The organism is Novosphingobium sp. 32-60-15, assembly GCF_002280675.1.
Taxonomy (GTDB): domain Bacteria; phylum Pseudomonadota; class Alphaproteobacteria; order Sphingomonadales; family Sphingomonadaceae; genus Novosphingobium.
The window spans coordinates 69,633-84,469 of record NZ_NCEN01000010.1 but is presented as its reverse complement, the minus strand read 5'-3'; the positions used below and the strand labels follow the sequence as shown (position 1 = coordinate 84,469).

Below are 14,837 nucleotides of genomic sequence, written 5' to 3'. Positions count from 1 at the left end.
CGAACACCGGCCGCGTCAAAATCCGGCCGGATCGGCAGCACAAGCAGCCCGATTAATACGAACCCTAAAACGTTGAAAAGCTGGTGCACCCGACAGGATTCGAACCTGTGACCCCTGCCTTCGGAGGGCAGTACTCTATCCAGCTGAGCTACGGGTGCTGAAGCTGGAGTGCGACCTAGCAGCGCCTTGGCGTGGTTGCTAGTGGTTTTGTTGTGGCTTTAAGCAGCCGAGTTTGCGTTTTAGCGATTTGGTAGGTGGCGGGCGCGTATCAGTGCGACTCATGCAACCGACACCTTCTGGCACTCGTGATTCGACGCAACCTGGCCCGACGCAGGGGTCTGGCCAGCCGAGCTTTGGGCAGGCGTCAGGCAATGCCTTGTCGATGACATGGGCCGCGTTGCATGATGCCGCGGGGGTTGTTTGCACATTGGCGGGCCTGCCTCAAGAAATGCGCAAGCCCGATATTCGCAATTTCCCGGCGATCATGCGCGACACCGGCGGGTGGCGTTATGATCTGGCCAAGCAAGGTGTCGATGATCTGGCATCATTCATGGAGCCGGGATTGACGGCCTTGCTGGCCGTTTCAGCGCGGGGAATCTCGCCTGTTCCGGCGGCACAGGCGCTGTGGAATGAGTTTGTTACCTCGCGCGCTGCGCTGCTGACGCTGATACCGCCGTTGGGCATAAAACGCCGCGCCTGATGGGTGCTATTGTGTGCCCCACGTGGCGCAGTGCGGATCCAGCCCCACCAATTGCCGCCGTAAAGATGCGCGAGCCAAACGCTCAACCTCGGCCTTGCGCCGTGCCGCTGCCAGCGGGATCGTCGGCGCAGGCCGCAGGATTTCTGCATCATAACCATCGGCCACGATCACCCCGCAGGCGTGCGGCAGGAAGTCCTCGGTATCGAGCACCGCACGATCAAGATGCGGGGCAAGGCCCCAATAGAACCGGTCACAATGATCGAGATAATCGGTCCATTTGCTATCGCCGAGCAGATCGGCGCGGCTAACCTTGATTTCCACAATCACAACCTGACCCTTGGCATCGATCCCCATAAGATCGGCGCGGCGGTTTGACCGCAGCGGCATTTCGGGCAGGCACCAGATATCGTTGCGCGCGAACAGGCGGCAGATACCCCGTGCCACTGCCCGCGCTTCACGCTCTACAGCGGCTTCGATTACGGCGGTGGTTGATTCGCTCATGCCCGTCACGATAAGAACAAATGACGAACGCGTAAAGCGCCTTTACCAGATGCCCCCCATTACCAAATGCCCCCCTTTACCAAATTCCCAGCGTCTGGATGAACAGCCACACCCCGGTTGCGACGAGCAAGGCCGCCGCGATCATCCGCACCACATCCAGCGGCACACGCTTTATCAGGGCTTGCCCAAGGAAAACGGCGGGCACATTGGCGATCATCATGCCAAGCGTGGTGCCCGCGGTGACTGCCAGGGCATCGTTAAACCGCGCGCCCAATGCGATTGTCGCGATTTGCGTCTTGTCGCCCATTTCGACGATGAAAAACGCAACCAGTGTGGTGAGGAACGGACCAAAGCGAGAGGGCTTTGGCGCGTCGTCATCGTCAAATTTGTCGGGCACCAGTGTCCACAGGCCCATTGCGACGAAGCCTGTGGCAATGGCGAAACGGAACCACATGCCATCAAGGAACGCCGCAGCGGTTGCGCCCAGCAGCGCGGCAAGGAAATGATTGGCGAGCGTGGCGAACAAGATGCCCAGCACGATCGGCACCGGCTTTTTGAACCGGGTGGCAAGCACGATAGCGAGCAATTGCGTCTTGTCGCCAATTTCGGCGAGCGCGACGATAGCGGTGGACGTGGTAAAAGCTTCGAACATGGACATCTTCTCGGGGCCGGACGGAAGCTGAGACAACGACGGCATGCCCTCTCCGTCCGGCCCGGACGAAAAGCTGCCGTCATTGGTCTCGTCCAGAAGGATTGCTCCGTCTGCCTGCGCCATGGCCTCTCAGCCAAGTATGTTGACGCGCCATCAAGACGATGGATGGGACCGCGCGGGCACGGTGACTACTCCCCAAGTGACTTGGGGCATCCGATAGTCGCGGATGGCCAAGCCTGCAAGTGCGCGCTAGGCGACAAGCGATACGAGGAAACCCATGTCCAGAACCCTTGCCATAGCAAGCCTTGCGCTTGGCCTGATTCCTTCGGCGGCTTTGGCCGGGGATGTGCCGTTTTCGATTGCCGCTTCGGTGCGGCTGCGGGTCGAATCCATCGACGGACAATTCCGTCCCAATGCACCAACCAACGATACGATGGTCTCGCTCAAAACCACGATTGAGGCTGAATACGATGCAGGACCGGTGCGGTTCGGCGCGGAATTGTGGGATGCGCGGGCTTGGAGGCAGGATGCTCGGTCATCTGCGGGGACGGCGGAAGTCAACGCGCTCGAACTGGTGCAGGCCCACGTCAAGGTTGAACTGGGCAGCAAGGCCGGTGGCGGCCACGGCATGCTGACGGCGGGGCGCTTTACGCTTGACCTTGGCGGGCGGCGGCTGGTTTCGCGCCAGCGCTTCCGCAATACGACCAATGCTTTTACCGGCGCGCATCTGGGGTGGACGGCGCAAGGCGGGCAGAAGATCGACGTGATATGGGCGATGCCGCACGTGCGCTTGCCCGAAGACGCAGCAGGCGTGCGCGCAGACCGCGTGGTGTGGGATCAGGAAAGCACCGACCTGATGTTCTTTGGCGCGCAGGGCACTTTGCGCCAAGTGTTGGGCGGCGTGATCCAGCCTTACGCCTATGGCCTGATCGAGCGCGATAGCCCTGACCGGTTAACCCGTAACCGCCGCCTTGGCACGGTTGGCGCGCGCCTGTTTCGTGCACCATCGGCTGGCCACTGGGACCATGATGTTGAAGCGGCGTACCAGTTCGGCCAAGCACGGCGATCAACCAGCGTGGCAGACGTTGCCGACCTTGATGTGTCCGCCTGGCTTGTGCACGCAGAACTGGGCAAAACACTGGCGGGGGGCTGGCACCCGCGCATTGTCGCCATGTTCGATGCCGCCAGCGGCGATGGCGGCAGCGCGGAAAAATTCAGCCGGTTCGATACGCTTTACGGCGCGCGGCGGTTTGAATTCGGGCCGAACGGGCTTTACGGACCGTTCAGCCGCGCAAACATCGTGTCGCCATCGGCACGGTTGGAGATCGCACCCTCAAAGCGCACCGACGCCTTTGTTGCGTGGCGCAGCGCATGGGCGCAAAATCAGCGCGATAGCTTTGCCGCAACGGGCGTGCGCGATGCCAGTGGCGCTTCGGGCAGGTTGGCAGGGCATCAGATCGAGGCGCGCGTGCGGCACTGGATTGTGCCGGGCCTGCTGCAAGTGGATGCAGGCGCAGCGGTGCTGATCAAGCGCGGCGTGCTGCGCGATGCGCCCAATGCGCCCGCCACAGGCAACGCCCGCTATGGCTATGTGGACGTGCTGCTGACGCTTTGACGCTGCGCAACTTGCGCAAGGATTGCGTTCTTTTCCGCAGCGCTTGCACCGCCCCAAGCTGCGATTTCGCCAAGCGTGCGTGCACAACCCCGGCAAATTTGCGTCACCGGATGGATTGTGCAGATTTTGGTACAAGGGCTGGGCGGGTCGGCGATCACTTTGCGGCAGGTGCCTTTTCACTGGCGAGGCGGCTCATCAGCAAAGCCGCGCGTTTTGCCTGCGTCCAAAGGCTTGGCACGTCAACTGTCTCTCCGGGCGCATGGTCACCCGTTGAATAAGGGCCGAGGCCTACAAGCCCATCGATATAGGCCGCAACAAAGCTGATGTCGCCTGCCCCGCGCTTCATCGGATCAAGCGGCTGCATTTGTTCAAGCCCCAGCGTGGTGTTGACTGCATTGAGCCGCGCCAGCAGCGCCTTGTTGCCATAGGTCGGAGCCATCGGGGGATAGCCTTCGCTGAATTCGATCCGCGCGGATGTGACGCCGGGAAATTTGCGCGCGACGATTGCTTCCATCTTGCGCATGGCGGCGGCGTTCTGTTCAGGGCTGAGCGTGCGCAAATCGCCCCGCGCAACCACTTTTCCGGCGATGATGTTGGTTTTGCCCTGTGCCGAAACATGGGCGTTATCCGCCGCAACTTCAGCCTCGGCCCCGCCGGCAATCAGGCCGACGTTGAGCGTGAGATAGGGTTCGGGCAGTTCATCACGCAGGGCGGTGATGATGCGCGCGGCGGCATAGATTGCGCCATCGCCAGCGTTCGCGCTCCATACGCCGCTGGAGTGGCCGGATTTCGCATCAATCGTCAGCGTCCAGCTTTGCGATGATCGCCGCGCGATGGAGCCCATGTCCTTGCCGTCAACGCGGCTGAGGCCCTCGAAATCCAACGCGACGTGTGCGGCTTTGGCAGAGGCGACCAGATCGGCGCGCGCCACCTCAACCGGATGACCGGCCTCTTCCTCGTCACCGGTCAGAAACACTTCGATGTTGGCGTCTTTCAGGGTGCCTGCCGCTTGCATCGCGCGCAGCGACGCCACGATCACCGCAATGCCGCCCTTGTCATCGCCAACGCCCGGTCCTTTGGCTTTGTCGCCTTCCAGAACATAGCGCTGGAACGGCGAATCAGGTTCGAACACAGTATCAAGGTGGCCAATCAACAGGAGCTTTTTGGCGCCTTTGCGGCCCTTGTGCGTCAGCACGAGGTGTCCGGCGCGCTCGGTCTGCTCCATCGCAATCCAGCGCGCCGTAAAGCCCAGCGCCGTGAATTGCGGGATCACAATATCGCGCACCTTGCGCACGCCATCCAGATTTCGGCTGCCCGAGTTCTGGTTGACCATCGTCTCGAGAAATTTCAGCGTGCGCGCCTGTTCGGCATCGACCGTGGCAATCATCCTTGCCTCGGTCGGTGAAGGCGCTAACGGCGAAGACGCTGCCTGCGCAGACCCGGTTAGTACCGCCAGACCAGCCAAAATTCCGAACATCACGCGCATGCCGCACTCCTTTGCCGCGCACGTTGGCGATGTGTGCCAAGGCTGGCAACGCCCTTCTCGCCGGAAAATCCTTGCTTTATCGCAGGTCCGAGCCTAAAGGCACCCCAGCACGACTAGCGGCGGACTTCCGTTGCAATCCGGGTGCTGGCGTGAGATTTCGCTGAAATGGCAGAAATCCGCCCCGGATGAATGGTTTTTGCCCCGCCCGCTTCCCCTTTCACGCACGGGTCGCATGATCGACCCCGCGCGTCTCCTATTCAGGTTGGTGCGCACAGCGAACCAAACCCGCACGTCCGCCTTTGGCTGACGTGCCTATGAAAGCATTTCCATGTCATTTTTCGCAGAACTCGGCCTTGCCGAACCCATTCTCCGTGCGCTTGAAGCCAAAGGCTATAGCGATCCTACTCCGATCCAGCGTCAGGCGATCCCTGCGCTGCTTGAAGGCCGCGATCTTCTCGGCATTGCGCAGACCGGTACCGGCAAGACGGCGGCGTTCGCGCTGCCATCACTGCATCGCCTTGCTGCCAACCCGATTGAGCGCAAGCCCGCTTCGTGCCGGATGCTGATCCTTTCGCCAACGCGCGAACTGGCCGCACAGATTGCCGACAACATCGAAGGCTACGCCAAGTACCTCAAGATTTCGGTCGCTTGCGTATTCGGCGGTGTGCCGATCAGCAAACAGGCCCGCCGTCTGGTGCCCGGCATCGACATCCTTGTCGCAACGCCCGGCCGCCTGCTCGACCTGATCGACAACCGCGCGCTGACGCTGGGCCGCACTGAAATCTTCGTGCTGGATGAAGCCGACCAGATGATGGATCTGGGCTTTATCCATGCGCTGAAGCGTGTGGCAAACCTGCTGCCCAAGACGCGCCAGAGCCTGTTCTTCTCGGCCACGATGCCAAAGGCGATTGAGGACCTGGGCAAGCAGTTCATCATCAATCCGGTGCGCGTCGAAGTTGCTCCCAACTCGACCACGGCGGAACGCGTTGAACAGTACGTGACCTTCGTCAATCAGGCCGAAAAGCAGGCGCTGCTGACGCTGCGCATCCGCAACCTGCTGGAAACCAAGGAAATGGACCGCGCACTGGTGTTTACCCGCACCAAGCACGGCGCTGACCGCGTTGTCCGCCATTTGACGTCTGCCGGGATCGAAGCACGCGCCATTCACGGCAACAAGAGCCAGGCGCAGCGCACTGCCGCGCTTGATGCGTTCCGTCAGGGTTCGTGCCCGGTTCTGATCGCCACGGACATTGCCGCGCGCGGCATCGACGTTTCGGGCGTTTCCCACGTGTTCAACTATGAACTGCCCAACGTGCCTGAACAGTACGTCCACCGCATTGGGCGGACAGCGCGCGCGGGCGCCGATGGCATCGCGATGAGCTTTTGTGCGCCCGATGAAAAGCCGTACCTCAAGGATATCGAACGTCTGACCCGCCTGAAGGTGGATACGATGCCCCTGCCTGAAAACTTCATGGCCGAAGCTGCCAAGCTTCCTGCGCCAAGCCGCAAGCCTGCCGAAGAAGAGCGTGACGCCCGCCATGATGCCCGCGCCCAGCGCGGCAATGGTGGCCGTGGCGGCAACGGTCAATCACGTGGCGGCGGCGGTGGTGGTGGTCAAAGCCACGGAGGCCGCGCGCAAGGCCGCGATGGTCGTCCACGCGACGTCAGCCCGCGTCAGGAACAGCGTGATGGTGAGCGCGGCAATGATCGTGGTCCCGTCCGCAATCCGTTGGGTGATGCAGGTGCTGCCGGTGACAAGCCCCGCACCTTCCGCCCGCGTGGCGGCGGCGCTCCCGGCGTTGGTGCGCACCGCAACAAGGTGCGCCGCGCAAGCTGATGCATAAAGGACAGCCCATGCCCCAAGGCAGGGCTGTCCCTTCGCCGCAAAGCTTGGCATAGCGCGAGCCATGAACAGCGCCTTTGCTTCTGCCCTTGCGATGACGATGATCGTCGCCTTGCGCTATTTGGCCACCAGCGGGCTGTTTGCATGGTTGACGCATAAAGTGCGGCCCGGACATTATCGCGGGCTTGGCAAACAGATCCGTTCGGAAATCACGTGGAGCTTGGCCACGGCCGCCATCTATGGCGTGCCAGCCGGGATCGTCGCGTGGGGTTGGCAGCAACGCGGCTGGACAAGAATTTATACCGATCCGCTGGCGTATCCGCTGTGGTGGATGCCTTTATCGTTGCTGGCCTATCTCGTGATCCACGATGCGTGGTTTTATTGGACGCATCGCTGGATGCACCGCCCTGCGGTATTCCGGCAGGTTCACGCAATCCATCACGCCAGCCGCCCGCCCACGGCATGGGCGGCGATGAATTTCCACCCGATCGAAGCGGCCATTGTCTCGCTGTTGATCCCCGCGCTGGTCTTCGTGATCCCTATCCACGCCGGCATGCTGGGCATGGTTTTGCTGGTGATGACCGTGATGGGCGTGACAAATCATATGGGCTGGGAGATTTTCCCCAAGGCCCTTGTTCATTCAAGGTTGGGAGGCTGGCTGATAACGGCAAGCCATCATAACCGCCATCATGAACAGTATCGCTGCAATTACGGCCTCTATTTCCGCTTTTGGGACCGGCTTTGCGGCACAGACAAGGGACTATCCGCCCCATGAAACGTATCACTTTGCTGCTGCCGCTGCTTCTGACGCTGGGAAATGCACCGGGCGCGACAACAGTCTCGGTTGACATCACCGGGCTGCGCAACAAGACCGGCTTGGTCCATGTCTGCATGACCGCAAAGGCTTCTGTCTATCCCAAAGGCTGCGACAGCGATCCACAACGGCGCGTGGCGACGATCAAAGCAAGCGATGCCGGATCACTGGTGATCAACGATGTTGCGCCGGGCCGCTATGCCATTGTCCTGTTGCATGATGAAAACGGCAACAAGAAGATGGATATGAAGTTTATCCTTCCCAAAGAAGGCTTTGGCTTCTCGCGCGATGCTCCCCTGCGCATGGGCCCGCCCAGCTTCAATGCCACCGCATTTGACGTTGTGGCAGGCAAGCCCGTGCGGATGACCATGAAAGTCCGCTATCTCTAGTGCCCTTGCAAGCGCATCCCAAATCCGGCGGGGCACTGGCGCCGTTCCATTATCCGGCCTTCCGCGCGATCTGGTTGGCCAACCTGTTTTCGAACATTGGCGCGATGGTCCAATCGGTCGGCGCGGCATGGCTGATGACCGAACTGTCGACCTCGCACGTGATGGTTGCGTTGGTGCAAGCATCGGCAACGATCCCGATCCTTTTGCTTGGCATATTTGCGGGCGCGATTGCCGATAATTTTGACCGGCGACGGGTCATGCTGGCCGCGCAAACCGGAATGCTGGTCGTATCAGGTGTGCTGGCTGCGCTTTCATGGAGCGGGAACATCGGCCCGTGGTCATTGCTGGTGCTCACGCTGATGGTGGGCATCGGTACGGCGCTCAATGGCCCGGCGTGGCAAGCTTCGGTGCGCTTGCAGGTTGCGCCGCGTGATTTGCCGCAGGCGATTTCGCTTAACGCCATATCGTTCAATCTGGCGCGCAGTGTCGGCCCGGCGCTGGGCGGCATCCTGATTTCACTGTGGAGCACCAGCCTCGCCTTCGGGCTGAACGCTGTCAGCTATCTTGGCATGATTGCGGTGCTGCTGATGTGGCGGCCAGAGGCTCCGGTACGCCGCAAGGAGCCTATGCTTTCGGCCATTGCCCGGGGCATGCGCTTTTGCGCCCGTTCGTCACCCATCCGCAAAGTGCTGCTGCGGGGCCTGGCCATCGGCCTTGGCACCGCCAGCTTGCAAGCGCTGATGCCAAGCATAGCACGCGACATCCTTCGGGGCGATGAACTGGATTATGGCGTGATGCTGGGCGCGTTCGGCATCGGCTCGATTATGACGGCGCTGTGGGTCTCGAAATTGCGACGGCGGTTTGGCAGTGAGGTGGTGGTGACAGCGGCGACGCTGATCCTGGCATTGGCGCAAGTGCTGCTGGCCAGTGCGCAAAGCCTGCCGCTCGCCATCGCCGCGTCGTTTGTGGGCGGCATGGGTTGGGTATCGGCGATGACCAGCCTGAACGTCGCCATGCAATTGCGCAGTCCTGAAGATATTCTGGGGCGGTGTTTGTCTATTTATCAGGCCATTACCTTTGGCGGGATGGCACTGGGGGCATGGGTTTGGGGCATGGTCGCAGACGCAGCCAGCCTTGCCACGGCACTTTATGGCGCCGCCGGCTGGCTTGTCCTGACGCTTGCCTTGCACTTTTTTGCCCCTATGCCGACGCGCGAAGAAGGCATCCTTACTGTCGTTCCGGAGAAGCGCCCGTGACCATCGATTCCCGCCCCTTACGCTCCGTGCTTTACATGCCCGCAAGCAATGCGCGCGCCATGGCCAAAGCACGCACGCTGGATTGTGATGCTGTCGCGCTCGATCTGGAAGACGCCGTCGCGCCCGAGGCCAAAGCTGATGCGCGGGCAGCACTGGTGGCAGAGGCGCAAGCGGGCGGCTTTGGCCATCGCCGCTTGATCGCGCGGATCAATGCGCTGTCCACGCCGTGGGGGCACGATGATCTTGCAGCGCTGCGCCAAGCCCCGGTTGAGGCTGTGCTTGCGCCCAAGGTTGATGACGCGGCCGATATCGTCGCACTATCCCAAGCGATGGATAATGCAGGCTTGGCGCCGGACGTGGCGCTGTGGGTGATGATCGAAACCCCGCGCGCGGTGCTGGCGCTGGAACGCATCGCGGCTTGCGCTGCGACAACAAGGCTACAGGGTTTTGTGCTGGGCCTGAACGATCTGGCCAAAGATAGCGGCATTGCACAATTGCCCGGCCGTGCTGCGTTTGTGCCGGTGCTGACCATGGCCGTGCTGGCCGCGCGCGCAAATGGCTTGATCATCCTTGATGGGGTCTGCAACGCGATTGAAGACACCGCCCTGTTGGAAGCCGAATGCGTGCAGGCGCGCGATTCGGGATTTGATGGAAAAACGCTGATCCACCCTGCGCAACTTGGGGTTTGCAACCGGGTATTTGCGCCAAGTGCCGATGATATTGCCGAAGCACAAGCGCTTGTTGCGGCTTTTGCCGAACCTGCCAACGCGGGCAAAGGCGCGCTGCGGGTTAACGGAAAAATGGCCGAATTACTGCACCTTGCCCAAGCCAACTTGCTGCTGGACAAAGCACGGGCCATCGCCGCTCGCGGATAACTGCGGCACCATCTCTGGCGCGACTTAAGCACATTTTTACAAAGTTGCGCCAAACCGGTCTCTCACAAGGGATTTGGTGAGCCTGATGGATAGCTTTCGCGGATTTGACCGGCACGATACCGACACGGAACTCGACCTTGCCGGCTTCGAGGATGAGGTGATCAGCGAACCGCCACCCCCGCCCATCGGGCTGGACGAGCGCCGCATGCAAGTGCGTGCCTATAATTATTGGGCCAGCCTGCTGGGGGACGGTACTTTTCCGCCGGTCACCACCCTGCTCGAAGGCGTCTATCCAGACTTTGCCGAAAACGCGGTGCTGCTCCACTTTGACGACGGGATTGAAGATCCTGCGATCAAATTTGTGGGCACCAGACTTGCCGAAGAATGCGGGACCGAAAGTTCGATTGAACGGCTGAGCCAGGTTCCGGGCCGTTCGCTGCTTTCGCGCATCACCGATCATTACATGCAGATTATCGCCAATCAGGCCCCGATTGGTTTTGAAGCCGAATTCGTCAACCAGCATGGCCGCACGATTCTCTATCGCGGAATTCTATTGCCGTTCTCGTCTGACGGTTTGCAGATTGATTACATCATGGGTGTGATCAACTGGAAAGAGCTGGCGGATCAGGCCACCACGGACGAACTGTTGCTGGCAATCGGACAAGTGCTTGATGCACCACAACAAAAGTCCCAGTCGCGCCGTTCGCTGATGGAATCAAATGACGCATGGGCCGATGGTCCGACGGTATTGGATCTGGCTACCTTCCCCGAACCCGCCTTTGGATCAGAACACGTCCTTGCACTGGATGGCTTCGAAGCGGACGCAACTGTGGCGCTGCCACAGGACGAACCCGAAGCGCTGGCCGATTGGCTTGCTTCGGCGCGCGATCTGGCACGCGTTGCCAATTCCAGCGAGGACCGCACCCGCAGCGCGCTTTACGCAGCGATTGGCCGGGCGTGGGACTTTGCCTTGGCCGCACAAAGCGCGCCCGATGATTTTGCCGAACTTCTGGAAGATGCGGGCCTGACGATGCAGGAACGCGCACCGATGACTCCGGTGGTGAAGCTGGTGTTTGGCGCCGATTACGACAAGACACGCCTGACCGAATATGCCGCCGCCCTGACCCATGCCCAGCGCATCGGGCTTAGCCGTGGCGAATTGGGCCAATATCTGGCTGAAGCGCACGGCGGGTTGAAGGGCGTGGTCACTACCGAACGCCGGATGCGCCGTGAGGAAGCGGGCCACGCCCTGGCCAAACGCGGCCCTGAAGCGCTGGCTGAATCGCTACGCGCCCTGCCGCCACGCAAGGTTTCCGAAATTGTCCCTGCCGACGGCGCCGAATTCGCACTGGTTCTCGTCCGTCGCCTTGAAAATGGCGAAGTTGCGATGATCGGTGAAGTTATGGACGATGCCGCGCTGTTCGAGCGCGCCGCGCGCAACCTGATCGGGCAATAGGCGCAAAGAGGCTGCTTTTCACTATGCCTCGCGCCTGCTAGCCCTGCCTCATGGCACGGGTGGCAAAAGGCGTGTGGCGCATGGGTTGGATCGGCTGGACAGCGCTCACGCTCGTCCTGCTTGGCGCTGTCGGCTTGGTCGCGTTTCGCCACGCGTTAAATACCAATGCTGTTGCGGTGCTGAACGGCGGCGACAAGTTGCTGAATGGCGGCGATGGCGCAATCAGGCAAGTGGCCGCCGAGCGGTTCGGTGCCGACCCTGCGCAAAAGCTGGAAATGTTTGTGCCCCAAGGCGCGAAGGGCTCTTTGCCGGTCATCCTGTTCGTTCACGGCGGCAGTTGGGCCAGCGGTAATCCGGCAGACTACCGCTTCATCGCCCGAACCCTGTGCGCGCAAGGCTATGCCGTCGTGCTGGCAGGATACCGGCTTTACCCCCAGGCGCGCTTTCCGGACATGCTGGAAGACGGCGCTGCGGCGCTTCGCTGGGTGCATGACAATGCCGCAAAACATGGCGGTAATCCCGCACGGATTGCGCTGATGGGCCACTCTGCCGGGGCCTATAACGTGGCGATGATCACGCTCGACCCGCAATGGTTGAAGCAGGTCGGGCTGGATGATCGGGCAATCCGTGGCACAGTGGCGCTGGCCGGTCCGTTCGACTTCTTCCCTTTTGATACAGACGCCACGATCAACAGCTTTGGCTCTGCACCCGATGCGGCGCTGACCCAGCCGATCAACTTTGTCCGCGGCAATGCGCCGCCCATGCTGTTGGTAACAGGCGATGCCGATACGCGGGTAAAGCCGCGCAACTCCAAGGCACTGGCCGCGCGCCTGACCAAGGCTGGCGTGCCAACCACCCCGATCCTGCTCGAAGGCGTTACGCATGAAAAGATCATCATGCAGTTCGCCAAGCCGTTTTCCCGCGATACCCGCGCGCTTGATGCGGTCTTGCCGTTTCTGGCGAAAGTGACCGCACTGTCCGCTGCTGCCCCGTCTTCAGTTGCCGTTAAGGCCCAAGCCCGATAATCGGAACTTGTGATCATCCGCCCCAGCAAATTGAACCGGCTTCTGGCCAAATGGGCAACCGGCTTTGCCGCGTTGTCACTGTGCCTTCAGCCCGCCACCGCGCAATCGGTGCTGCGCGATGCCGAGACAGAGGCCCTGTTTCGTGATGCGGGCGCACCGATTTTCAAAGCAGCGGGGTTTGATCCGCGCGCGGTGGATCTGGTCCTGCTTAACGACGGCTCGATCAACGCTTTCGTAGCGGGCGGGCAAGCGATCTATATCCATTCGGGCCTGATCGGCGCGGCAGACAACGTCAACGAACTGCAAGGCGTGATCGCGCACGAACTGGGCCACATCACCGGCGGCCACATCATCCGCTTTGATGAAGGCATGAAGCCTGCCACCGGCATCACCGTCCTCAGCCTGCTGTTGGGCGGGCTTGCTGCTGCTGCCGGATCGCCCGACGCGGCGATGGGCGTGTTCATGGCCGGACAACAGGCCGCGATGGGCAAGTTTCTGGCGTTCAGCCGCGCGCAGGAATCATCAGCCGATGCTGCGGGCGCAGAGTTCCTTTCAAAAGCGGGCCTTTCCGGGCGCGGATCGATTGAATTCTTCAAGAAGCTGCAAAATCAGGAATTCCGCTATGGCTACAATGCCAGCGCCAATCCCGATGCAGAGTTCTATCGCACGCACCCGATGACGTCTGATCGCCTTGCCACCCTGCAAGACACTTACGAACAAGACCCTGCCTGGAACACGCCGCCAGCGGCTGATTTGCAGGCGCGGTTTCAACGGGTGAAGGCCAAGCTTTATGGCTATCTGGCCGATCCACAAGACACTCTGCGCGCCTATCCGGCATACCTGAACGACATTCCCGCCCGCTATGCCCGTGCTTATGCGTTTCACAAGGAGGCCTATGCTGACAAGGCGCTGGAAGAAACCAAAGCCCTGATTGCGCAAGACCCGAACAACCCGTTCTTTCTGGAACTGGAAGGGCAGATCCTGCTGGAATCAGGCCGCCCTGCCGAAGCAATCGTTCCCCTGCGCAAGGCGGTTGCCGCCACCAATAACGAACCCTTGATCGCCACCACATTCGGTCACGCGCTGATCGCAACCGAAGACGCCGATAACTTTGCCGAGGCCGAGAAGGTTCTGCGCACCGCCGTTGCGCGCGACAAGGACAATCCGTTCACATGGTACCAGCTTGGCGTGGTCTATCAGGCGCGCGGCGATATTCCCCGCGCCCAACTCGCCAGCGCAGAACAGCAGCTTATGAACATGCGCCTGCCCGAAGCGCTGCGCAGCGCCGAAGCCGCCGAGGCCGCCCTGCCCAAGGGAACGCCTGATTGGTTGCGGGCGCAAGACATTGCCATGTCTGCGCGCGCAATCATTGAGCGGCAGCGCAAGTCGCGCTAGGGCCTGCTGCAATGACTGAAACCAAACCCCGGCGCATTGGCGCTTTCGTCCTTGTCGCCGCGCTGTTTGCCATAGGTGGCGCTGGTGCCGGATGGTGGTTTGAAAACCAGCGTTCAGCAGGCACAGAAGGCAGCGATGCGCAACTGGAAGCCTCGCTTGCCAGCGCCGGGATCAGCGGCAAAGAGCGCGCCGCCATCGAAGGGCTGGTGCGCCAGTATATTCTGGAACACCCCGAAGTGCTGCCACAAGCGATGGAACGCCTGCAACAGCGTGAATCCGCCGCCCAGATCGCCCCCATGCGCGGCGCGCTGGAAACGCCCTTCCCCGGTGCGGTGCTGGGCAATCCCGCCGGCAAAGTCACCCTGGTGGAATTCACCGATTTTGCCTGCACTTATTGCCGCCAAAGCATGAAAACGCTGGAAGGCCTGATCGCAAAGAACCCTGATTTGCGCGTGGTCATCCGCGAATTGCCGATCATTGCCCCCGAAAGCGCGCCAGCCGCCCGCATGGCGCTGGCCGCCGCAGCACAGGGCAAATACGCCGCTTATCACAAGCAGATGTTCGAAGGCCCGCGCCCCAGCGAGGAAAGTATCGCCGCCGCCGCAACGGCCGCAGGAGTGGACCTTGCCACCGCGCGCAGCTTTGGCGCCAGCAGCGGTGTGGAGGACGAGTTGAAGCGCAATCTGGAAGTGGCCCGCCAATTGGGCGTCAACGGCACACCGGCATGGGTGATTGGCGACAGGATGATCTCCGGCGCAGTCCCCGCAGCCGACTTGCAGGCCGCCATCGACACGGCGCGCAAGGGATGATCTGCGTTTCTGGTCCGATGT

The 14,837-nt window shown here is 61.4% G+C and carries 15 protein-coding genes and 1 tRNA gene; 11 read left to right on the top strand and 5 right to left on the bottom strand.

Annotated features, from left to right (window positions below):
- Positions 1-81: 81 nt before the first annotated feature.
- Positions 82-158 (bottom strand) — tRNA-Arg (locus B7Y89_RS09490).
- A 290-nt stretch (positions 159-448) separates the two neighbouring features.
- Between B7Y89_RS09490 and B7Y89_RS09485 the strand changes: the two genes are divergently transcribed.
- Positions 449-700 carry a hypothetical protein gene (locus B7Y89_RS09485; RefSeq protein WP_292937922.1) on the top strand — a complete coding sequence of 84 codons (252 nt, stop codon included), beginning with the start codon at positions 449-451 and terminating at the stop codon, positions 698-700.
- Positions 701-706: 6 nt separating this feature from the next.
- On the opposite strand, the gene B7Y89_RS09480 is transcribed toward B7Y89_RS09485, so the two are convergent.
- Positions 707-1,201, bottom strand: coding sequence for an MmcB family DNA repair protein (locus B7Y89_RS09480; RefSeq protein WP_292937920.1), 495 nt, complete (start codon positions 1,199-1,201; stop codon positions 707-709).
- A 76-nt stretch (positions 1,202-1,277) separates the two neighbouring features.
- Positions 1,278-1,853, bottom strand: coding sequence for a TMEM165/GDT1 family protein (locus tag B7Y89_RS09475; protein WP_292938011.1), 576 nt, complete (start codon positions 1,851-1,853; stop codon positions 1,278-1,280).
- Between the two features lie 277 nt (positions 1,854-2,130).
- Between B7Y89_RS09475 and B7Y89_RS09470 the strand changes: the two genes are divergently transcribed.
- On the top strand, positions 2,131-3,468 hold the full coding sequence (locus tag B7Y89_RS09470; protein ID WP_292937918.1) for an alginate export family protein: 1,338 nt from the start codon (positions 2,131-2,133) through the stop codon (positions 3,466-3,468).
- On the opposite strand, the gene B7Y89_RS09465 is transcribed toward B7Y89_RS09470, so the two are convergent.
- Together B7Y89_RS09465 and B7Y89_RS09460 are read right to left on the bottom strand one after the other, a co-directional pair.
- Positions 3,441-3,575: a DUF1289 domain-containing protein gene (locus B7Y89_RS09465; RefSeq protein WP_292938009.1), complete on the bottom strand. Its 135-nt coding sequence runs from the start codon at positions 3,573-3,575 to the stop codon at positions 3,441-3,443. The two genes, B7Y89_RS09470 and B7Y89_RS09465, sit on opposite strands and share 28 nt — an antisense overlap.
- A 47-nt stretch (positions 3,576-3,622) precedes the next feature.
- Positions 3,623-4,954, bottom strand: a complete 1,332-nt coding sequence (locus B7Y89_RS09460) for a M20/M25/M40 family metallo-hydrolase (protein WP_292937916.1) — start codon at positions 4,952-4,954, stop codon at positions 3,623-3,625.
- 328 nt (positions 4,955-5,282) lie between these two features.
- Between B7Y89_RS09460 and B7Y89_RS09455 the strand changes: the two genes are divergently transcribed.
- The 9 genes from B7Y89_RS09455 to B7Y89_RS09415 all read left to right on the top strand — a co-directional run bounded on the left by B7Y89_RS09455 (position 5,283) and on the right by B7Y89_RS09415 (position 14,816).
- A complete protein-coding gene (locus B7Y89_RS09455; protein ID WP_292937915.1) occupies positions 5,283-6,791 on the top strand; it encodes a DEAD/DEAH box helicase in 1,509 nt (502 codons plus the stop codon).
- Positions 6,792-6,861: 70 nt separating this feature from the next.
- Complete coding sequence (locus B7Y89_RS09450; protein WP_292937913.1) at positions 6,862-7,572, top strand: sterol desaturase family protein; 711 nt, start codon at positions 6,862-6,864, stop codon at positions 7,570-7,572.
- Entirely contained in the window at positions 7,569-8,000 is a 432-nt protein-coding gene (locus tag B7Y89_RS09445; RefSeq protein ID WP_292937911.1) for a DUF2141 domain-containing protein, read from the top strand. Before B7Y89_RS09450 ends, B7Y89_RS09445 begins: the two co-directional genes overlap by 4 nt.
- Positions 8,000-9,256 carry an MFS transporter gene (locus B7Y89_RS09440; protein WP_292937909.1) on the top strand — a complete coding sequence of 419 codons (1,257 nt, stop codon included), beginning with the start codon at positions 8,000-8,002 and terminating at the stop codon, positions 9,254-9,256. The genes B7Y89_RS09445 and B7Y89_RS09440 overlap by 1 nt, the downstream gene beginning before the upstream one ends.
- Before the next feature lie 2 nt (positions 9,257-9,258).
- Positions 9,259-10,131: a CoA ester lyase gene (locus B7Y89_RS09435; RefSeq protein WP_292938007.1), complete on the top strand. Its 873-nt coding sequence runs from the start codon at positions 9,259-9,261 to the stop codon at positions 10,129-10,131.
- A gap of 85 nt (positions 10,132-10,216) precedes the next feature.
- Positions 10,217-11,587 (top strand): hypothetical protein, encoded by a 1,371-nt coding sequence (locus tag B7Y89_RS09430; RefSeq protein ID WP_292938005.1) that lies wholly within the window; start codon positions 10,217-10,219, stop codon positions 11,585-11,587.
- Positions 11,588-11,637: 50 nt separating this feature from the next.
- Positions 11,638-12,612: an alpha/beta hydrolase gene (locus tag B7Y89_RS09425; protein WP_292937907.1), complete on the top strand. Its 975-nt coding sequence runs from the start codon at positions 11,638-11,640 to the stop codon at positions 12,610-12,612.
- 30 nt (positions 12,613-12,642) lie between these two features.
- Positions 12,643-14,007 carry a M48 family metalloprotease gene (locus B7Y89_RS09420; protein ID WP_292938003.1) on the top strand — a complete coding sequence of 455 codons (1,365 nt, stop codon included), beginning with the start codon at positions 12,643-12,645 and terminating at the stop codon, positions 14,005-14,007.
- An 11-nt stretch (positions 14,008-14,018) separates the two neighbouring features.
- Positions 14,019-14,816 carry a DsbA family protein gene (locus B7Y89_RS09415; protein ID WP_292937905.1) on the top strand — a complete coding sequence of 266 codons (798 nt, stop codon included), beginning with the start codon at positions 14,019-14,021 and terminating at the stop codon, positions 14,814-14,816.
- Positions 14,817-14,837: the final 21 nt, after the last annotated feature.

Bases quoted from the DNA above. Each gene is read 5' to 3' on its own strand.
- B7Y89_RS09485 (WP_292937922.1), top strand. From the start codon at position 449: ATGCGCAAGCCCGATATTCGCAATTTCCCGGCGATCATGCGCGACACC.
- B7Y89_RS09480 (WP_292937920.1), bottom strand. From the start codon at position 1,201: ATGAGCGAATCAACCACCGCCGTAATCGAAGCCGCTGTAGAGCGTGAA.
- B7Y89_RS09475 (WP_292938011.1), bottom strand. From the start codon at position 1,853: ATGTTCGAAGCTTTTACCACGTCCACCGCTATCGTCGCGCTCGCCGAA.
- B7Y89_RS09470 (WP_292937918.1), top strand. From the start codon at position 2,131: ATGTCCAGAACCCTTGCCATAGCAAGCCTTGCGCTTGGCCTGATTCCT.
- B7Y89_RS09460 (WP_292937916.1), bottom strand. From the start codon at position 4,954: ATGCGCGTGATGTTCGGAATTTTGGCTGGTCTGGCGGTACTAACCGGG.
- B7Y89_RS09455 (WP_292937915.1), top strand. From the start codon at position 5,283: ATGTCATTTTTCGCAGAACTCGGCCTTGCCGAACCCATTCTCCGTGCG.
- B7Y89_RS09450 (WP_292937913.1), top strand. From the start codon at position 6,862: ATGAACAGCGCCTTTGCTTCTGCCCTTGCGATGACGATGATCGTCGCC.
- B7Y89_RS09445 (WP_292937911.1), top strand. From the start codon at position 7,569: ATGAAACGTATCACTTTGCTGCTGCCGCTGCTTCTGACGCTGGGAAAT.
- B7Y89_RS09430 (WP_292938005.1), top strand. From the start codon at position 10,217: ATGGATAGCTTTCGCGGATTTGACCGGCACGATACCGACACGGAACTC.
- B7Y89_RS09425 (WP_292937907.1), top strand. From the start codon at position 11,638: ATGGCACGGGTGGCAAAAGGCGTGTGGCGCATGGGTTGGATCGGCTGG.
- B7Y89_RS09415 (WP_292937905.1), top strand. From the start codon at position 14,019: ATGACTGAAACCAAACCCCGGCGCATTGGCGCTTTCGTCCTTGTCGCC.